The sequence below is a fragment of the Sphingomonas qomolangmaensis genome, assembly GCF_024496245.1.
Taxonomy (GTDB): Bacteria; Pseudomonadota; Alphaproteobacteria; order Sphingomonadales; family Sphingomonadaceae; genus Sphingomonas; species Sphingomonas qomolangmaensis.
The window spans coordinates 2,502,432-2,520,119 of record NZ_CP101740.1 but is presented as its reverse complement, the minus strand read 5'-3'; the positions used below and the strand labels follow the sequence as shown (position 1 = coordinate 2,520,119).

24 protein-coding genes, 1 riboswitch and 1 other annotated feature are annotated in these 17,688 nt (G+C 66.1%); of the genes, 12 read left to right on the top strand and 12 right to left on the bottom strand.

The window, feature by feature from the left end; translation table 11 throughout:
* Window position 1: 1 nt before the first annotated feature.
* Window positions 2–202, bottom strand: coding sequence for a YbdD/YjiX family protein (locus tag NMP03_RS11980; RefSeq protein ID WP_256505646.1), 201 nt, complete (start codon window positions 200–202; stop codon window positions 2–4).
* Window positions 186–2,267: a carbon starvation CstA family protein gene (locus NMP03_RS11975; RefSeq protein ID WP_256508113.1), complete on the bottom strand. Its 2,082-nt coding sequence runs from the start codon at window positions 2,265–2,267 to the stop codon at window positions 186–188. Before NMP03_RS11975 ends, NMP03_RS11980 begins: the two co-directional genes overlap by 17 nt.
* Window positions 2,268–2,541: 274 nt before the next feature.
* Window positions 2,542–2,597 (top strand) — a sequence feature (sul1 is cis-regulatory element that is thought to sense ions involved in sulfur or methionine metabolism; They are found in Alphaproteobacteria).
* 57 nt (window positions 2,598–2,654) lie between these two features.
* On the opposite strand from NMP03_RS11975, the gene NMP03_RS11970 reads away from it, so the two are divergent.
* The 6 genes from NMP03_RS11970 to thiC all read left to right on the top strand — a co-directional run bounded on the left by NMP03_RS11970 (window position 2,655) and on the right by thiC (window position 8,779).
* Window positions 2,655–4,151: a SulP family inorganic anion transporter gene (locus NMP03_RS11970; protein ID WP_256505645.1), complete on the top strand. Its 1,497-nt coding sequence runs from the start codon at window positions 2,655–2,657 to the stop codon at window positions 4,149–4,151.
* Window positions 4,152–4,233: 82 nt separating this feature from the next.
* Window positions 4,234–5,067, top strand: a complete 834-nt coding sequence (locus NMP03_RS11965; RefSeq protein ID WP_256505644.1) for a sterol desaturase family protein — start codon at window positions 4,234–4,236, stop codon at window positions 5,065–5,067.
* Entirely contained in the window at window positions 5,042–5,416 is a 375-nt protein-coding gene (locus tag NMP03_RS11960) for a DUF2141 domain-containing protein (RefSeq protein WP_256505643.1), read from the top strand. The genes NMP03_RS11965 and NMP03_RS11960 overlap by 26 nt, the downstream gene beginning before the upstream one ends.
* Window positions 5,417–5,482: 66 nt before the next feature.
* Complete coding sequence (locus tag NMP03_RS11955) at window positions 5,483–6,358, top strand: MipA/OmpV family protein (RefSeq protein ID WP_256505642.1); 876 nt, start codon at window positions 5,483–5,485, stop codon at window positions 6,356–6,358.
* Window positions 6,342–6,686, top strand: coding sequence for a hypothetical protein (locus NMP03_RS11950; protein WP_256505641.1), 345 nt, complete (start codon window positions 6,342–6,344; stop codon window positions 6,684–6,686). The genes NMP03_RS11955 and NMP03_RS11950 overlap by 17 nt, the downstream gene beginning before the upstream one ends.
* 6 nt (window positions 6,687–6,692) lie before the next feature.
* Window positions 6,693–6,802, top strand: a riboswitch (TPP riboswitch).
* Window positions 6,803–6,838: 36 nt separating this feature from the next.
* Window positions 6,839–8,779, top strand: a complete 1,941-nt coding sequence (gene thiC, locus NMP03_RS11945) for a phosphomethylpyrimidine synthase ThiC (RefSeq protein WP_256505640.1) — start codon at window positions 6,839–6,841, stop codon at window positions 8,777–8,779.
* 55 nt (window positions 8,780–8,834) lie between these two features.
* Here the strand turns inward: thiC and NMP03_RS11940 are convergent, their stop codons facing one another.
* Complete coding sequence (locus NMP03_RS11940) at window positions 8,835–9,287, bottom strand: hypothetical protein (RefSeq protein ID WP_256505639.1); 453 nt, start codon at window positions 9,285–9,287, stop codon at window positions 8,835–8,837.
* Window positions 9,288–9,582: 295 nt separating this feature from the next.
* Between NMP03_RS11940 and NMP03_RS11935 the strand changes: the two genes are divergently transcribed.
* Window positions 9,583–9,720, top strand: a complete 138-nt coding sequence (locus tag NMP03_RS11935) for a hypothetical protein (RefSeq protein WP_256505638.1) — start codon at window positions 9,583–9,585, stop codon at window positions 9,718–9,720.
* A gap of 81 nt (window positions 9,721–9,801) precedes the next feature.
* Window positions 9,802–10,338: a hypothetical protein gene (locus NMP03_RS11930; protein ID WP_256505636.1), complete on the top strand. Its 537-nt coding sequence runs from the start codon at window positions 9,802–9,804 to the stop codon at window positions 10,336–10,338.
* A 17-nt stretch (window positions 10,339–10,355) separates the two neighbouring features.
* On the opposite strand, the gene NMP03_RS11925 is transcribed toward NMP03_RS11930, so the two are convergent.
* From NMP03_RS11925 to NMP03_RS11905, 5 genes are all read right to left on the bottom strand, one after another.
* Window positions 10,356–10,622, bottom strand: a complete 267-nt coding sequence (locus tag NMP03_RS11925) for a Txe/YoeB family addiction module toxin (protein WP_256505635.1) — start codon at window positions 10,620–10,622, stop codon at window positions 10,356–10,358.
* Complete coding sequence (locus NMP03_RS11920; RefSeq protein ID WP_033920619.1) at window positions 10,619–10,873, bottom strand: type II toxin-antitoxin system Phd/YefM family antitoxin; 255 nt, start codon at window positions 10,871–10,873, stop codon at window positions 10,619–10,621. The genes NMP03_RS11925 and NMP03_RS11920 overlap by 4 nt, the downstream gene beginning before the upstream one ends.
* A 90-nt stretch (window positions 10,874–10,963) precedes the next feature.
* Window positions 10,964–11,230: a type II toxin-antitoxin system RelE family toxin gene (locus NMP03_RS11915; protein WP_256505634.1), complete on the bottom strand. Its 267-nt coding sequence runs from the start codon at window positions 11,228–11,230 to the stop codon at window positions 10,964–10,966.
* Entirely contained in the window at window positions 11,214–11,432 is a 219-nt protein-coding gene (gene relB / locus NMP03_RS11910) for a type II toxin-antitoxin system RelB family antitoxin (RefSeq protein WP_256505633.1), read from the bottom strand. Before relB ends, NMP03_RS11915 begins: the two co-directional genes overlap by 17 nt.
* A gap of 59 nt (window positions 11,433–11,491) precedes the next feature.
* Window positions 11,492–11,920 (bottom strand): cupin domain-containing protein, encoded by a 429-nt coding sequence (locus NMP03_RS11905; protein ID WP_256505632.1) that lies wholly within the window; start codon window positions 11,918–11,920, stop codon window positions 11,492–11,494.
* 218 nt (window positions 11,921–12,138) lie between these two features.
* Between NMP03_RS11905 and NMP03_RS11900 the strand changes: the two genes are divergently transcribed.
* Window positions 12,139–12,930: a hypothetical protein gene (locus NMP03_RS11900; protein ID WP_256505630.1), complete on the top strand. Its 792-nt coding sequence runs from the start codon at window positions 12,139–12,141 to the stop codon at window positions 12,928–12,930.
* Between the two features lie 46 nt (window positions 12,931–12,976).
* Here NMP03_RS11900 and NMP03_RS11895 read toward each other — a convergent pair whose 3' ends face one another.
* The 3 genes from NMP03_RS11895 to NMP03_RS11885 form a co-directional block, all read right to left on the bottom strand.
* The gene (locus NMP03_RS11895; protein WP_256505629.1) at window positions 12,977–13,102 is read right to left on the bottom strand and encodes a hypothetical protein; all 126 of its coding nucleotides are present in this window, start codon (window positions 13,100–13,102) and stop codon (window positions 12,977–12,979) included.
* Between the two features lie 65 nt (window positions 13,103–13,167).
* Window positions 13,168–13,467, bottom strand: a complete 300-nt coding sequence (locus NMP03_RS11890) for an alkylphosphonate utilization protein (protein ID WP_256505628.1) — start codon at window positions 13,465–13,467, stop codon at window positions 13,168–13,170.
* Window positions 13,464–13,748 carry a DUF427 domain-containing protein gene (locus NMP03_RS11885; RefSeq protein WP_256508112.1) on the bottom strand — a complete coding sequence of 95 codons (285 nt, stop codon included), beginning with the start codon at window positions 13,746–13,748 and terminating at the stop codon, window positions 13,464–13,466. Before NMP03_RS11885 ends, NMP03_RS11890 begins: the two co-directional genes overlap by 4 nt.
* Window positions 13,749–13,831: 83 nt before the next feature.
* Between NMP03_RS11885 and NMP03_RS11880 the strand changes: the two genes are divergently transcribed.
* Window positions 13,832–14,203 carry a tRNA-binding protein gene (locus tag NMP03_RS11880; RefSeq protein ID WP_256505627.1) on the top strand — a complete coding sequence of 124 codons (372 nt, stop codon included), beginning with the start codon at window positions 13,832–13,834 and terminating at the stop codon, window positions 14,201–14,203.
* 15 nt (window positions 14,204–14,218) lie between these two features.
* On the opposite strand, the gene ubiG is transcribed toward NMP03_RS11880, so the two are convergent.
* Window positions 14,219–14,944 (bottom strand): bifunctional 2-polyprenyl-6-hydroxyphenol methylase/3-demethylubiquinol 3-O-methyltransferase UbiG, encoded by a 726-nt coding sequence (ubiG, locus tag NMP03_RS11875; protein WP_256505625.1) that lies wholly within the window; start codon window positions 14,942–14,944, stop codon window positions 14,219–14,221.
* A 52-nt stretch (window positions 14,945–14,996) separates the two neighbouring features.
* Between ubiG and NMP03_RS11870 the strand changes: the two genes are divergently transcribed.
* On the top strand, window positions 14,997–16,253 hold the full coding sequence (locus NMP03_RS11870; protein WP_256505624.1) for an aspartate kinase: 1,257 nt from the start codon (window positions 14,997–14,999) through the stop codon (window positions 16,251–16,253).
* A gap of 172 nt (window positions 16,254–16,425) precedes the next feature.
* Window positions 16,426–17,421, top strand: coding sequence for an NAD(P)H-dependent flavin oxidoreductase (locus tag NMP03_RS11865; RefSeq protein WP_256508111.1), 996 nt, complete (start codon window positions 16,426–16,428; stop codon window positions 17,419–17,421).
* Window positions 17,422–17,688 lie beyond the last annotated feature (267 nt).

Sequence of the window (17,688 nt, the reverse complement as noted above, 5' to 3'; positions counted from 1 at the left end):
GTCAGCAGCACCTTGGCGTGGACCCCGGCCCGGTCCCGTACCGCCGCTCGATCCGATTCCGGTGGAACTCGGCCAGCGTCATCACCGGCTCGCCCGGGTGCAGCGCCGCGCGGTGCGCGACATAGCCGTCATAATCGGGCACCCCCACCATCAGTCGCGCGGTCTTGGCGGCACCCCGCCAGCCCTCAAGCAACCACGACATCGCCCACCTCCTGCACGCTCGGCCGCTCGCTCGCCAGCGCCTGCCGGCACGCGCCGATCCCGTACGCCACGATCGCCAGCACCGCGATCATGAACAGCGCGCACAACCCCGCATCGATCCGGTCGTTGAACACGATCCGCCCCATCTCTGCCATCGACTTGGCGGGCGCCAGCACCTCGCCGCGCGCCGCGGCGTCGGAGAAAATCCGCGCATGCGCCAGGAACCCGATCCGCGGATCGGCGTCGAACATCTTCTGCCACCCGGCGGTCAGCGTGCAGATCAACAGCCAGCTCGTCGGCAGAATCGTCACCCAGGCAAAGCGCTGGCGCTTCATCTTGAACAGGATCACCGTCGCCAGCGTCAGTGCGATTGCCGCGAGCATCTGGTTCGAGATGCCGAACAGCGGCCACAGCGTGTTGATCCCCCCCAGCGGGTCGGTCACCCCCTGATAGAGGAAATAACCCCAGGCGCTCACCGCCAGCGCGGTCGCCAGCAGGTTCGGCCCGAGCCGCTGCGTTTCCTTCATCGCCGGCACCACCGAACCCAGCAAATCCTGGATCATGAACCGCGCCACCCGCGTGCCCGCATCGACCGTGGTGAGGATGAACAACGCCTCGAACAAAATCGCGAAATGATACCAGAACGCCATCAGCGCCTGGCCGCCGATCACCTGGCTCAAGATCTGCGCCATCCCCACCGCCAGCGTCGGCGCGCCGCCCGCGCGCGACAGGATCGTCCCCTCGCCGACATCGCGCGCGATCCCGTCGAGCGCTTCCGGCGTCACCACGAAGCCCCATTCGGCGATCGCGCGCGCCGCTTCGGCGCTGGTGGTGCCGATCAGCGCGGCGGGCGCGTTCATCGCGAAATACACCGCGGGGTCGAGCACGCACGCCGCGATCAGCGCCATCACCGCGACGAAGCTCTCGGTCAGCATCGCGCCATAGCCGATGAAGCGAAGGTCGCCCTCGCTCTCGATCATCTTGGGCGTCGTCCCGCTCGAAATCAGCGCGTGGAATCCCGATACCGCGCCGCACGCGATGGTGATGAACAGGAAGGGGAAGATCGTCCCCGCAAACGCCGGCCCGGTGCCATCGACGAAGCGGGTGACCGCAGGCATCTGCAATTCGGGCCGGACGATCAATATGCCCAGCGCCAGCCCCGCGATCACCCCGATCTTCAGGAAGGTCGACAGATAATCGCGCGGCGCCAGCAACAGCCACACCGGCACCACCGACGCGATAAAGCCATAGGCCATCAGCAACAGCGCCAAGGTCGGCCCGCTAAAGGTGAACCACGGCGCCAGCGTCGCCGATCGCGCCACCGGCTCGCCCCCGACGATCGCCAGCATCAGCAGCACGAAGCCGATCGCCGACATCTCGCCGATCCGCCCAGGCCGTACGAACCGGCCGTAAATCCCCATCAACAGCGCGATCGGGATCGTCGCAAACACGGTGAAGGTGCCCCACGGGCTCCCCTCGAGCGCCTTGACCACCACCAGCGCCAGCACCGCGAGCAGGATCACCATGATCATCAGCACCGCGACCAATGCGATCGTGCCGGGCACCCGCCCCATCTCGGATCGCACCATGTCGCCGAGCGACCGCGCATCGCGCCGCGTCGAAAAGGTCAGGATCAGGAAATCCTGCACCGCGCCTGCAAACACCACGCCTGCCAGCAGCCACAAGGTGCCCGGCAGATACCCCATCTGCGCCGCCAGCACCGGCCCCACCAGCGGCCCCGCCCCGGCGATCGCCGCGAAATGATGCCCGAACAGGACGTTGCGGTTGGTCGGCACGTAATCGAGTCCGTCGTTGCGCCGCACCGCCGGGGTCGACCGCGCCGGATCGATCCCCAGCACCTTGCGCTCGATGAACAGCCCATAGAATCGATACGCGATCGCGTAGGTGCACAAAGCCGCGACCACCAGCCACAGCGCATTGATCGGCTCGCCGCGCACCAGCGCCACGAACCCCAGCGCCCCCGCGCCGGCAAGCGCCACCGCCACCCAACCGATCAGCGCCGGCCCGCGCGGCAGGAAGGGGGGCGATACGGCGGCAACGGCCATGGCGAAATCCTCCGGTTCGTCGGCGCGGCGCCGATCGCTTTGCGCGGTGATGCCATCACCCGCGCGTTGACGCATCTCCTAAATCCTCCCCCGCCAGGGGGAGGGGGACCGCCGCGAAGCGGTGGTGGAGGGGGCGGAGGCGGTCGCGGCGTTTCGGCGACGCCCCCTCCGTCAGCCCGCAGGCTGCCACCTCACCCGCCCCGCGGACGCGGTTCCCAGCCCACCCCCGCAGGTTGCTTTCCCGCACCCCGATCGAGTAGGGGGCCTGCATTCGCAAGGACCCGGTGCAATTCCGGGTGGCTATTCCGGCCGCCGATCCGCCGGACAACAACACGCACCCATGCTGACGCGCCGCTTGGCGCCCCGTGCCCTGTTGTGGAACCCAAGATGACCTTCGATCTTCCCGCCTATCGCCGCCAATGGTTCACCGATGGCGCCGCCGCCCGCCGCGATGTGTTGGCGGGCATCGTCGTCGCGCTCGCGCTGATTCCCGAAGCGATTGGCTTCTCGATCATCGCCGGCGTCGATCCGCGCGTCGGCCTCTACGCCTCGGTGGCGATCGCCATCACCATCGCGCTGATCGGCGGGCGTCCGGGGATGGTCTCGGCCGCCACCGCCGCGGTGGCAGTGCTCGTGGTGCCGCTGGTGCGCGACCATGGCGTCGACTATCTCTTCGCCGCGACGATCCTGATGGGCCTCATCCAGATCGCCGCCGGACTGCTTCGGCTCGATCTCGTCATGCAGTTCGTCTCGCGCTCGGTGATCACCGGCTTCGTCAACGCGCTCGCGATCCTCATCTTCCTGGCGCAGCTGCCGCAACTGACCAACGTCGGCTGGGAAACCTATGCGATGGTCGCCGCCGGCCTCGCGATCATCTACGGCTTTCCGCGCCTCACCAGGGCGATACCGTCGCCGCTGGTCGCGATCCTGGTGCTCAGCGGCATCAGCATTGGCCTGGGCCTGTCGGTCAACACCGTCAGCGACATGGGCGAACTGCCCGACGGACTCCCCAGCCTCGTACTGCCGCAGGTGCCGCTCACGCTCGACACCTTGTGGATCATCTTGCCCTATTCGCTGACGATGGCCGCGGTCGGGCTGCTCGAATCGCTGCTCACCGCACAGATCGTCGACGACATGACCGACACCGACAGCAACAAGCGGCAGGAATGCGCGGGGCAGGGCGGCGCCAACATCGTCGCCGCGCTGTTCGGCGGGATGGGCGGGTGCGCGATGATCGGCCAGTCGGTCATCAACGTTACCTCGGGCGGGCGCGGCCGGCTCTCCACCTTCGTTGCCGGCGCCTTCCTGTTGTTCCTGCTGACCGTCCTCGGCCCCTTTGTCGGGCGCGTGCCGATGCCCGCGCTGGTTGCCGTCATGATCATGGTGTCGATCGGCACCTTCAGCTGGAATTCGATCCCCAACCTGCGCCGTCACCCGCCGGCGTCGTCGGTGGTGATGCTCACCACGGTCGTCGTCGTCGTCGCCACGCACGACCTGTCGCTGGGCGTGCTCGCCGGGGTGCTGCTGTCGGGCATCTTCTTCGCCGGCAAGGTGCAGCGGATGTTCTCGGTCGAGCGCGAGATATCGCCGGACGGCGAAAAGGCGAACTACCGCGTCGTCGGCGAGATATTCTTCGCGTCGGTCGATCGCTTCACCCAGGCGTTCCAGGGCGAAGACAGCGCGCGCCGGGTTCGCATCGACGTTACCGGCGCGCATTTCTGGGACATTTCGGGGGTCGCCGCCCTCGACAAGATCGTTGCGCGCCTGCGCCGCGACGGGCGCGAGGTCGAGGTCGTGGGCTATAACCGCGCAAGCGCCGACATCGTCGATCGCTTCGCGCTGCACGACAAGACCGGCGTAGAAATGGGGCTGGCGCCGCACTGACCCGGGGGTTGGCTGCTTCAGCGCAGGCCTAGACCCACCCAATCCCCTAGCGTCCGCCCCCCCACTGCCCTACATCCCCCCCATGTCGATCGGTCTCGCCATCCTCCTCTCGGCGCTCGCGATGACGGTCATCGTCGGTGTCCGCTATCTCCTCGCCAGCGGCGCGTTCGCATTGCTCACCCGCGCGACGCGGCCCGGGCTCTATACCGGGCTCGACCAGCAGATCGGGCGCGAGATCAAATGGTCGATGATGTCGGCGGCGATCTACGGCATTCCCGCAGGGATCATCGCCTGGGGCTGGGACAATCACGGCTGGACGCGGATCTACAGCGACGTGAACGCCTATCCCTTATGGTATCTGCCGGTATCGGTGCTGGCGTATCTCTTCCTGCACGATACGTGGTTCTATTGGACGCATCGCTGGATGCACATTCCCAAGTGGTTTCGCATCGCGCACGCCGTTCACCATGCCAGCCGCCCGCCCACCGCCTGGGCGGCGATGGCGTTCCACCCGGTTGAAGCGCTCACCGGTGCCGTGATAATTCCGCTACTGGTGTTCGTGATTCCGATCCACACCGTCGGACTGTGCATTGTCCTTACCGTCATGACCGTTATGGGGGTCACCAACCACATGGGCTGGGAGGTTTTCCCTAGGTTCATCGTGCAGGGGCCATTGGGACGCTGGTTGATTACCGCCAGCCATCACCAGCGGCATCATGAACGATATGGGTGCAACTATGGGCTATATTTCCGCTTCTGGGACCGCGTCTGCGGTACCGACAAGGGCCTGGGCGATTTCGCCGAACCTTCGGGTACGCGCGATTTCGCCAAGCCGGCGCCTGGGCGGGCTGCTGGCGTTGCCGCTGGCGGCGATCGCGCTGGGCGGCGCGATGCCGGTGTCGCAGCTGAAGGTTGAGGTCGCCGAGCTGCGCAACGCGCGCGGCGTGCTCCAATTCTGCCTCACCGCCGATCCCGACAATTTCCCCAATTGCATCGACGACGCCCGCGCGGTGAGCCGCGTCGTTCCCGCGGGCGACCGCGCGATGCGCTTCGACGCGCTCCCCCACGGCAATTACGCGATCGCGGTGTTCCACGACGAGAACGCCAACCGCAAGCTCGATACCTTCGCGGGCATCCCGCGCGAAGGCTTCGGATTCTCGCGCAACCCGCGCATCGGCTTTGGCCCGCCGCGCTTTTCGGCGGCGCGCTTCGCCTTCGGCAACGATGCCCAAATACAACAGGTGAAGCTTCGTTACATGCTATGACGCGCTGCGGCGGAACCAATAACTGAACGCTGGCGTTCGGCTGGAAATCCTCGGAGTGTGTCTTCCTTGAAAACCAAGCTTTTGTTGCTGGCCGGTGCCGGCCTGTCGTTGCTGTCGGTCCCCGCGCTGGCGCAGGACGCCGTCCCCCCGCCTTCGGCGATCCCCGACCCCGAGACCGCCGATCCGCGCGGCGACTTCACGATCGTCGGCGTCGGCGCGGGAATCCTGCCCAATTACGAAGGCTCGGACGATTACGGCTTCTCGCCGGTCCCCGCGGCGATCGGCCAGATCGAGGGCTTCCGCTACAGTTTCCTCGGCAACCGCCTCAGCGTCGACCTGATCCGCGACGGCTATGGCCCGACGGTCGACCTCCAGGCCGGCCCGATCGGCGTCATCGGCTTCAACCGCACCAGCGCCGACGCGATCGACGATCCGCAGGTGGCGCTGCTCGACGAGCGCAACACCGCGATCGAACTCGGCGGCTATGTCGGCATCGGCAAGACCGGGGTGCTCACCAGCGACTATGACCGGCTGTCGGCGACGATCAGCTATCGCTACGACGTCGCCGGCGCGCACGACAGCGGCATCCTGACGCCGACGGTCGCCTACACCACCCCGCTCAGCACCAAGGCGCTGGTCGGGCTGTTCCTCTCGGCCGAGCGCGTCGAAAACGGCTATGGCGACGCCTATTTCAGCGTTTCGGCCGCCGAATCGCTGCGCAGCGGGCTGCCGGTGTACGATGCCGATGGCGGGTGGAAGAACTACACGATCGGTTTCGCCGGCGCGCATTCGCTCACCGGCGACCTGACCGGCGGGCTGCAGATGGTGGTCGGCGGCACCTATCGCCGGTTGCTGGGCGATTTCAGCGCCAGCCCGGTCACCGCGATCGCGGGTTCGCCGCACCAGTGGCTCGGCACCGTCGGCCTTGCCTATTCGTTCTGAGCCGCCGGTAACCCCCGACGGCCGCTACATCGTCGTGCGCGGCCGGCTCTGGCGCCGTGCGAACCCGGCCCTCCCCGAAGCCACCCGCGCCGCGCTGGTCCACGACCTGATGGACGCACGCCGCGCGGTGGGGGCAGCCAAGCGCGCCGACGACCCCGAAGCGATGGCCAAGGCCCGCGCCCGCGTCGACGCCGCCAAGCTAGGCTTGGGCGAGCGCGGCCCCGTCTGGTGGACCGACGGCGCCCCTGACCTCAACCGCCACATGGCGCACAACACCCCCTATGCCGCCTGGCACGCCGCGCTTGCCGACGCCCCCGAACCCGCCTAGCGTGCTGCCATTCCCCGGGGGAGCGCTGCATGCGCGCTTGAGAGGGGGGCAGCAGCCCCCGACCCGCTGAACCTGATCCGGTTGACACCGGCGTAGGGAGGGAGCGGCGCTTCACCCGGAGCCCGTGCTCTCCCCAATATTTGGAGAGCATCATGGCCGACGTCGCAGCACCCACCGAACTCCAGGTCACCACCGGCCCGATCCGCGGCAGCCGCAAGATCCACGTCGGCCCGCTGAACGTCGCGATGCGCGAGATCGTCCTCGATCCCAGCTGCGACGAACCGCCCTTGCGCGTCTACGACCCCTCGGGCCCCTATACCGACGTCAATGCCCGCATCGACATCATGGCGGGGCTCCCCGAACTGCGCCGCGACTGGATCGTCGGCCGCGGCGATGTCGAGCAGGTCGCCCAGCGCGAAGTCCGCCCCGAGGATAACGGCCAGCTCGGCCCCGATCGCTCGGGCGGCGTCCAGCCCTTCCCGAATGTCCGCAAGCAGGTGTTGCGCGCAAAGCCCGGCGCCAATGTCAGCCAGATGCACTATGCCCGCCGCGGCATCGTCACCCCCGAGATGGAATATGTCGCCACCCGCGAGAATCTGGGCCGCGAACAGCTGATCGGCCATATCCGCGACGGCCAGGATTTCGGCGCGTCGATCCCCGACTATGTCACCCCCGAATTCGTCCGCGAAGAGGTCGCCCGCGGCCGCGCGATCATCCCCAACAACATCAACCACCCCGAATCCGAACCGATGGCGATCGGCCGCAACTTCTTGGTCAAGATCAACGCCAATATCGGCAACAGCGCGGTGGCGAGCGACGTCGCCAAGGAAGTCGACAAGCTCGTCTGGTCGATCCGCTGGGGGGCCGACACCGTCATGGACCTGTCGACCGGCCGCAACATCCACGACACCCGCGAATGGATCCTGCGCAATTCGCCCGTCCCGATCGGCACGGTCCCGATCTACCAGGCACTCGAAAAGGTCGGCGGCATCGCCGAGGACCTCGACTGGGAAATCTTCCGCGACACGCTGATCGAGCAGGCCGAACAGGGCGTCGACTATTTCACCATCCACGCCGGCGTCCGCCTGCCCTACATCCCGATGACCGCCAAGCGCGTCACCGGCATCGTCAGCCGCGGCGGATCGATCATGGCCAAATGGTGCCTCGCGCATCACCAGGAAAGCTTCCTCTACACCCGCTTCGAGGAAATCTGCGAGATCATGAAGGCGTATGACGTCGCCTTCTCGCTGGGTGACGGCCTGCGCCCCGGCAGCATCGCCGACGCCAATGACGAAGCGCAGTTCGCCGAACTCCATACGCTGGGCGAGCTTACCAAGATCGCCTGGAACCACGACATCCAGGTGATGATCGAAGGGCCGGGCCATGTGCCGATGCACAAGATCAAGGCCAATATGGACAAGCAGCTCGAGGCGTGCGGCGAAGCCCCTTTCTACACGCTGGGGCCGCTAACCACCGACATCGCGCCGGGCTATGACCATATCACCAGCGGTATCGGCGCCGCGATGATCGGCTGGTTCGGCTGCGCGATGCTGTGTTACGTCACCCCCAAGGAGCATCTGGGGCTGCCCGATCGCGACGACGTCAAGGTCGGCGTCGTCACCTACAAGCTCGCCGCCCACGCCGCCGATCTCGCCAAGGGCCACCCCGCCGCCAAGATGCGCGACGATGCGCTGAGCCGCGCGCGCTTCGAATTCCGCTGGCGCGACCAGTTCAACCTGTCGCTCGACCCCGACACGGCGGAGCAGTACCACGACCAGACGCTGCCGGCCGAAGGCGCCAAGACCGCGCATTTCTGCTCGATGTGCGGCCCCAAATTCTGCAGCATGAAGATCACCGCCGAAGTCCGCGAATTCGCCGCCAAGCAAAACCAAAGCGCCGACAGCTTCCTGGCAGCTTCGATCCTCCCCCATAGCGGAGCGGCGGGGGAGGTGGCATCGCGCAGCGATGACGGAGGGGGCCTCGCCCCAACCACCACCCCCGAAGCCGAAGCCGGCATGGCCGCGATGAGCGACATCTTCAAACAAACCGGCAGCGAACTCTACATCGGCGCAGCGGGGCGCGAGCGGGACTAAAGCCTAATCCTCCCCCAAAGGGGGAGGATTGCTTTAATGACCTTTGTTTGGCGGCTTATTCGTTTGCCTTCAGCATAGATGCTCGGGGTTCCGCATTGCCATATGCGGCTGGCAGCGGGTGTGTTTCCGGCCAGTAACCGAATCCTTTAAGGCTGATGAAGCGGCGCGAACGCCAGAGGTTGGTTCCAAAAACCTTCACCTTGTCAGTGCCTGGAAAGCTAAACCCTTGTTGCTCCAGCCTTTTTAGCAACTCGCTTCGAGAAAGCGGTTTTCCCGCCTGAAGTATTGTCTGCTCTGCAGCTTCATAAAGTTTGTTCAGGTTCGGAGTCCGCACCGCCCGCCCGCGTGAAGCCGAAGGAGGTTCCAATCTGAACTCATAGTTCGCTCGAGTGTCCGGCGAGGGTCCCGAAGCGATCGATTCCGAGTTGGCGATAAAAACATCGAGCGCGGCTAGCTCGCGTCTAAGCCTCTCTCGACGCTCGTACGCTTGTCGTAGCAGATCATCCATTGTGACACCCTAGCAGCACGCCGGTAACCAAAGTCTTAAAAGTCCACCAAAGCAAGAACATTCGGACTCCAAAGTGTTGCACTGAGTGCTCATCGTGCTATGACACGATTGGGCAATCAGCGAATCGGGAGACGTGACCTATCAATGTGGGACCCGGCAATGCCGGAAGACGAAGAGGACCGACCTTTCGGCCGGCCTCCCCAATGCCTCAACGTCGGAACGACGCGAAACCTCAGCTGTGCAAAGCGGGAATCGCACGCTCCGACGAAAGGGTCAACCTTTAAGGAGACGTTCCATGGCAGATCGCGCCATGCGTGATGATGGAAAGACATACATTTTCCGTCAATGCATCACGCTTCGGAATGGGACCCGCATCTGCAAGCCCAAGGGACAAGCATTTCGGATTCCCCTGAACGATAACGACAAAGCCTGAAAGCCGACCGGCGAGTCCGCTCGCCGGTCGCATCAGCTATGTTGGCGATGCTGGCAGGATCGCTCCATCGGAGCTTTCAAGATGGGTCAAGGGTATAACTTCGAGCAGCTAAAGGCTGAAATGATTGCGCGCAGTAGCGAGCAAGACTGGCAACAGGCCAAGCTAGAATGGGATTTGGAGGACGTGTTTCGCGCCAGCGAGGAACGGGACTGTCTCTGCGGACACAATCCTATCTTCCAAATATGCACTCTGCGGAACCAGATCACGCAAAGTACAGCAGAAGTCGGTAACGTGTGCGTCGAACGCTTCTTAGGGATGCGGTCCAAACGCATATTTTCTGCGATTAAGCGGGTGAGAGATGACGAAAATCGCTCCTTAAATAAGGAAGCGATCGAAATGTTTCGCAAGCTCCGGATCATAAGCCATAGTGATGCTACAGAATATCTAGTTTTCTATCGTCGGCGCAAAAATGTGACAGACGACCAACGAGAGCTTAAACGGCAAGTGAATGCGGCTGTACTCGCCTATGTCGATCGCCGCGCACATCGCTCGGTCCAAGCTTTTCGCGCCCTAGGGGGTCGGCCTGCTACGAAAGGGGCTCCACCAGCGGCGATTTAAAACGCGCAGTGCCGGTATCAATAATGATACCGGCACTGCGCCACTTCCAACGCCTGCCCCTCACCCTTACCCGTAACCCGATACACCAGCCGATCCTCGCGGGTGATGCGGCCCGACCACCAGCCCCCTAGGTTGCCACCCAGTGGCTCGGGCTTTCCGGTCCCGCGAAAGGGATCGCGCATGCATTCCTTGAGCAGCGCGTTGATCCGCTCCACCCCGCGCCGATCGTCGCCCTGCCATTCGAGATACTGGTCCCAGGCGCGCGACGAGAAGACCAGCTTCACGGCGCGATCAGGTCGCGCTCGCTACCCTTGCCGGCGTCCAGCTCGGCGATCGATTCGATCAGCGCGCGCGCGTTCGCCGGCGACTGCAGCAGGTACAATGTTTCCTCGATCGACGCCCATTCGCTCGCCGATATCATCACCACGCCCTCACCGCGCTGGCGGGTGATCGCCACCGGTGCCTTGTCGGCGACGACGCGATCGACGACCGCCTTCATATTGGCGCGCGCTTCGGAGATGCTCAGGCTTTCCATGCCGCCAATGTACGCCATCGCGTACAAACATCAATGCGCGACGTGCCCGTAAAACGGGGCGGCAATCGTCCCGCCCGAACGCCGCCACCCTCACCGATACACCCCGCGCCGATGCGCCACCCGCACCACCAGGATCAACACCCGGTCATCCTCGATCCGCGCCACCACGTGATAGTCACCGATCTGCCAGCGCCAATATCCAGCATGGTCACCCGTGAGCGTGCTCCCCAGCGAACGCGGATCATCCTGCACCGCTATCCGCGTTTCCAACGTCTTGATGATCCGCGCCGCTGCGGTGCGATCGAGCTTGGCCAGTTCCTTTGCCGCCTCGGGCAGGAACTCAATCCGCCAGGCCAAGCTGCGCCTTCAGATCGGCAAGCGGGATCGCGTCGCCGTCGCGGAAATCGCGCAGCCGCTCCTCGGCCAGATAGAAATCCTCGAGATCGTCGAGATGCGCGACGATCGCCTCGCGTGCATAGAAGGTCTTGGTCCGCCCCGTCCGCGCGGCGAGCGCTTCGAGCCTCGCCTCGGTTTCGGTGTCCAATCGCACTGCCAGCATCGCCGCCTCCTGTCGCTATACAGGTATAGCAAGCGCGCATCCGCCTCAACGCGCGAACATCAATCCCCCGGCGCCCACCCCGCCGCCGCCAGTTCGAACCCCTCGAACCCGAACCCCGGCGACACCACGCAGCTCACCAGCGCCCAGCCTTCGGTCGCCTCGGCCGCCTGCCACCACCCGGCGGGCACCAGCCCCTGCGGCATCTCGCCCGCCAGCACGTCGCCGCCCAGCCGCAGCGTCTCCACCGGCCCCGCGTCGCTCGCCGCGGTGCGCAGCGCGAGCGGGCTGCCAGCGTGCCACAGCCACAATTCGGCGGCATCCACCCGGTGCCAGTGCGATCGCTCGCCGGCATCGAGCAGGAACAGGATCGCGCTCGCACTCGCGCGCTCGCCCGCGGGGGCAGGGGCGCGCCACGTCTCGCGATACCAGCCGCCCTCGGGATGCGGGGCGAGGTCCAGGCGGGCGATCAGGGCAGCGGCATCGGTCATCGCGCCAGCATAAGCCCAGCGCCATCATCCCCCAAGCCGTTGCTTTCGTGCCCCCCAACCGTCCGTTTCCCGCCCCCCGTTCGTTTCGAGCGTAGTCGAGAAACCGCCCCACGCCCCACCACTGATGGATGCCAAACCCCCACACAAACCGCCATTTCGGTCCAACCCGCGCCTAAACGCGCTGTCCTACAACCCCCGATTCATGCTTGCCTCGCGCCATGCCAAGATCGCGCCGCCCCATCCCGCCCGCGCCGCCAGCCGACGATGCCGCGAACGCCATGCCCGATTTCGATCCGGTCCCGCTGCGCGAACGCAGCGACGGCTGGACCCCCGATCGCCAGATCGAGTTCATCGAAGCGCTCGCCGCCACCGGCTGCGTCGCCCAGGCCGCCGAATCGGTGGGGATGAACCGCGTCGCCGCCTATCGGCTGCGCGGCGATCCAAGGGCGGCCAGCTTTCGCGCGGCATGGCGCTGGGCGCTCGAACATGCCGTCGGGCAGCTTTCGGACGCGGTGACCTCGCGCGCGATCCACGGCGTCGCGCGCCCGGTCTTCTTCCAAGGGAAACAGGTCGGCGAGCGGCGCTATTATGACGAAAGGTTGGCGATGTTCCTGCTGCGCTATCGCGATCCGATGCGCTACGGCGCTTGGATCGACAAGGTGAAGTCCGCCAGCCGGCACCCCGAGGCAAACACCTTGGGGCTCTTCGATGCGATGATCGCGCTGTGCGACGATGCGCATCTCGAACAGTTCGGCGATCCGCCCGCGCGCCGGCGTCCGATGTCGCCGGGCTCCCGCTGCGTCATGCCCGACACCCCCGAAGAGGCGCATGAGAAGCTGGTCGCCGAAAACGACCGGCTTCGCCAGGACTGGGGCAAAGAGGCCGAACGTGCCGACGATGCCGAATTCGACCTCGCCGAGCTGCGCGCGAGCATCGCTGCGGCCAGCCAGGCGGGTGCGGCGGCAGATGGGTCGGCGGGCCCGGAAGGGGCGAATCCGGGGGGTACGTAGTGTAGCTTTTGTAGCGTTCCGCCACCGTGAGCCCCGCCCCCGAACCTCAATTCTTCGCGTCGAGCCCCACCGGCTTGCCCTTGGTCGACGGGTTCGACGCGTTCTGCTTGGGGGGCTTTTCGGCCTTGGGCTTGCGCGTCTCGCGGCTGGTCTTTTTCTGGCCCTTGGCCATGATCGGTTCCTGAAGAGGCGGGAGGCCCCATGCCGACAATACGCCGGTTCGCGCCGCCCCGCCAGCTAGCGCTTGCGAACGAATTCGGCGCGCAGCACCAGCCCCTTGATGCCGTCGAACTTGCAGTCGATTTCCTGCGCGTCGCCGGTCAGCCGGATCGATTTGATCAGCGTGCCGCGCTTGAGCGTCTGCCCCGCGCCCTTGACCGTCAGGTCCTTGATCAAGGTCACCTGGTCGCCATCGGCCAGCACATTGCCCACCGAATCGCGCACCACGACGCCATCGTCGGCAGCGACGGCAACCGCCGCCCCCGCCGCAACCCACCCGCCGCTCGCCTCGTCATAGACATAGTCGTCGCCGCTCACGCCTTGACCTCGACACCCTTCCAGAACGCCAGCCGCCCCTTGATCTGTGCCGCCTTGTCCTTGGGCTCGGGATAATACCACACCGCGTCGCGGTTCTCGGCCCCGTCGACGACCAGCGTATGATAGTGCGCGGTCCCCTTCCACGGGCAGTTGCTCGTCGTGGCGCTGGCCTTCAGAAGCGCCGGGTCGACCGAATCGGCGGGGAAATAATGATTGCCCTCGACCACCACGGTATCGTCGCTCGACGCGATCACCTGTCCGTTCCAGCGTGCCTCTACCATCGTCATGCTCCCGATTGCCCTGCTCGACCCTATCGCCCTCGACCCTATCGCCTTCGCCGCCCCAGGCAAGCTAAGCTCGCCCGATGCACGCCACCCACGATCCCGCCGCGCCGCCCGCCCCGACGATCGGCTTCGACCAGTTCCTCAGCGTCGACATCCGCGTCGGCACCATCGTTGCGGCCGAGGTCTTCGCCAAGGCGCGCAAGCCCGCTTATATCCTCACGATCGATTTCGGCCCCGCGATCGGCACCCGGCGCTCCTCGGCGCAGATCACCGAGCATTATACCCCGCAGGAATTGGTCGGCACCCAGGTCGCCGCGGTGGTCAACTTCCCGCCGCGCCAGATCGGCCCGATGATGTCCGAAGTGCTGACGTTGGGCTTCCCCGACGCCGAAGGCCGCGTCGTGCTGGTCCGCCCCAGCCAGCCGGTCCCCGACGGCGGCCGCCTGTTCTGACCAAGCCTGTTCTGATCAGCCGCGCACCGCGGTCACCAGATAATCGAGCGACAGATCGTCGCCCAGCACGAACCCCCGCGCCGGGCTGAACGACAGGCCCCGGATGTCGGTTACGCGCAGCCCCGCTAGGCCAAGCAACGCGGTCAGCTCCTCGGGGGTCAGGAACTTGTCCCAGTCATGCGTCCCCCGCGGGATCATCCCGAACCCCTCGGCCACCGACACCATCGCCACCCGCGACAGCGCGGTGCGATTGGGGGTCGACAGCACCAGCAGCCCGTCCTCGGCCAGCGCATCGGCCAGCCCGCGCACGAACCCCGCCGGGTCGGCGACATGCTCGATCACCTCCATCGAGCACACCAGGTCGAACCGCTCGCCCGCCAGCAAATCGAGTTCGCCCGCCAGATAGCGGACGTCGAGCCCCGCAGCCTGCGCATGCGCCGCCGCTGCGCCGACATTCTCGGGTGCCGCATCGACCCCCGTCACCTTCGCCCCCAATCGCGCCAGCGGTTCGGCGAGCAGCCCCGCGCCGCAGCCGACGTCGAGCGCGCTGCGGCCGCGCAGCGGCTGATAGTCGTTGGGCTCGCACCCCCAATGCGCGTCCGCCGCCTGCCGGATATGCCGCAGCCGCACCGGGTTCAGCCGGTGCAGCATCGCCGAGCTTCCCTTGGGGTTCCACCAGTCGGCGGCGAGCGTGCCGAAATGCGCGGCTTCGGCGGGATCGATCGTGATTGCCTTTGTCATTGGGCTTTCCTAACAGTCCGCGCCATTGCTCCCAAGAGGGTCTGAAGGCGGCATGGCGCGCATCGTGATGAAATTCGGCGGCACCTCGATGGCGGGCATCGAGCGTATCCGCACCGTGGCTGCGCTCGTGAAGCGCGAATGGGATGCCGGGCACGAGATCGCGGTGGTGGTCTCGGCGATGGCGGGCGACACCGATCGGCTGGTGGGCTTTTGCCGCGAGGCATCCTCGCTCTACGATCCGCGCGAATATGACGTCGTGGTGTCGAGCGGCGAGCAGGTGACGTCGGGCTTGCTCGCGATCGCGCTCCAGGCAGCCGGCGTGCCGGCGCGCAGCTGGCTCGGCTGGCAATTGCCGATCCACACCTCGGACGCCCACGCCTCGGCGCGGATCGGTGAGATCGAGACCGACGCGCTCAATGCCAGCCTCGCCGCGCGGATCGTCGCGGTGGTGCCAGGGTTCCAGGGCGTGTCCGACGCCAATCGCGTGACGACGCTCGGGCGCGGCGGGTCGGACACCTCGGCGGTCGCGATGGCGGCGGCGATGAAGGCCGATCGCTGCGACATCTACACCGACGTCGATGGCGTCTACACCACCGATCCGCGCATCGTGCCGCGTGCCCGCAAGCTGCAGAAGGTGACATACGAAGAAATGCTCGAACTCGCGAGCGTCGGCGCCAAGGTGCTCCAGACGCGCTCGGTCGGGCTGGCGATGAAGGAGGGCGTGCGCATCCAGGTGCTGTCGTCCTTCGTCGGCGAAGACGGGGCGCCCCGCCCCGGCACGATGATCGTGGGCGAAGAGGAGATCGACGATATGGAAAGCCAGCTCATCACCGGTATCGCGCACGACAAGAACGAGGCGAAGGTGACGCTCGCCGAAGTCCCCGATCGCCCCGGCGCGGTTGCGGCGATCTTCGGCCCGCTCGCCACCGCGGGCATCAACGTCGACATGATCGTCCAGAACGTCGCGCATTCGAGCGGCTCGACCGACGTGACCTTCACCGTGCCCAAGGCCGATCTGGCGCGCGCGCTCGACACGCTCGAAAAGGAACGCGCGACGATCGGCTTCGCCAAGCTGATCCACGATCCTCGCGTCGCCAAGATCTCGGTGGTCGGCGTCGGCATGCGCAGCCACGCCGGCGTCGCCGCGACGATGTTCGAGACGCTGGGTGCGCGCGGCATCAACATCCTCGCGATCGCCACCAGCGAGATCAAGGTGAGCGTTCTTGTCGAAGAGGATTACACCGAGCTGGCGGTTCGCGTCCTTCACACCGCCTACGGCCTCGACGCGCCCGAAGTGGTTGCAGCGTGATGCTTTCCCTCTCCCGCCTGCGGGAGAGGGAAGGGGCCCGCGCCGCGAAGCGGCGTGGGAAGGGTGAGGGTCTGTCCTGCCAGATACAGCAAACCGAAAGCCTATTAGCATGACCGACACTAACCTCCGCCCCGCCGCAACCACCACCGGTCAGGATCGCCTAACCCGCCGCATGGCGCGCGGCGTCGAATTCCTCGGCTCCGAAGTCGCGATCATGTGCGGCGCGATGTCGTGGGTCAGCGAGCGCAATCTCGTCGCTGCGATATCGAACGCCGGCGGCTTCGGCGTGATCGCCTGCGGCGCGATGACCCCCGAACTGCTCGACCGTGAGATCGCCGCCACCGGCAACCTCACCGACAAGCCGTTCGGCGTGAACCTCATCACGATGCACCCGCAATTGTTCGAGCTGATCGACGTCTGCGCGCGCCACGGCGTCACGCATATCGTCCTCGCCGGCGGCCTGCCGCCCAAGGGTAGCCTCGAGGCGATCAAGGCGACCGGCGCCAAGGTCATCGCCTTCGCCCCCGCGCTCAGCCTCGCCAAGAAGCTCATCAAATCGGGGGTCGACGCGCTGGTGATCGAGGGGATGGAGGCCGGCGGCCATATCGGCCCGGTCTCGACCAGCGTGCTGGCGCAGGAAATGCTGCCCGAGATCGCCGACCAGGTGCCGGTGTTCGTCGCCGGCGGCATCGGCCGCGGCGAGGCGATTGCGGGCTATCTCGACATGGGCGCGGCGGGCGTCCAGCTCGGCACGCGCTTCGTCTGCGCCACCGAATCGATCGCGCACCTCAATTTCAAGAAGGCGTTCCTGCGTGCCTCGGCGCGCGACGCGGTCGCGACCGTCCAGGTCGATCCGCGGCTGCCGGTGATCCCGGTGCGCGCGCTCAAAAATGCCGGGTCGGACCTGTTCACCGCCAAGCAGCGCGAAGTTGCCGCGACGCTCGACACGCTGTCGACCGACAAGGCCGCGATGCTCGAGGCGCAGTTGCAGATCGAACATTATTGGGCGGGCGCGCTTCGCCGTGCGGTGGTCGATGGCGATGTCGAACATGGCAGCCTGATGGCGGGCCAGTCGGTCGGCATGGTCACCAAGGAAGAACCCGTCGCCGAGATCATCGAATCGCTGATGGCGCAAGCCGCGCAGGCGCTCGAAAAGCGCGCCGCCTGACGCTGTCCTACAAGGGGGGATAGTGGCAAGCCGCTCCTGCCCGGCTCCGTTCGTTTCGAGCGAAGTCGAGAAACCTCGCGCGCCTACCCAGGACCGTTTCTCGACCGCGCTCGAAACGAACGGGGCGGCGGCGCTAAACCCGCTCATTCTCATCGGCAAACCGGAAGCGCGACGGGCGATTACGATCCGCCGGTACTCCCCTGCACATGCGTTCGGTGCAGTTTTCCCTCGCAGCTCATGATTTGCGCCGAAGTGCCAATACCATCC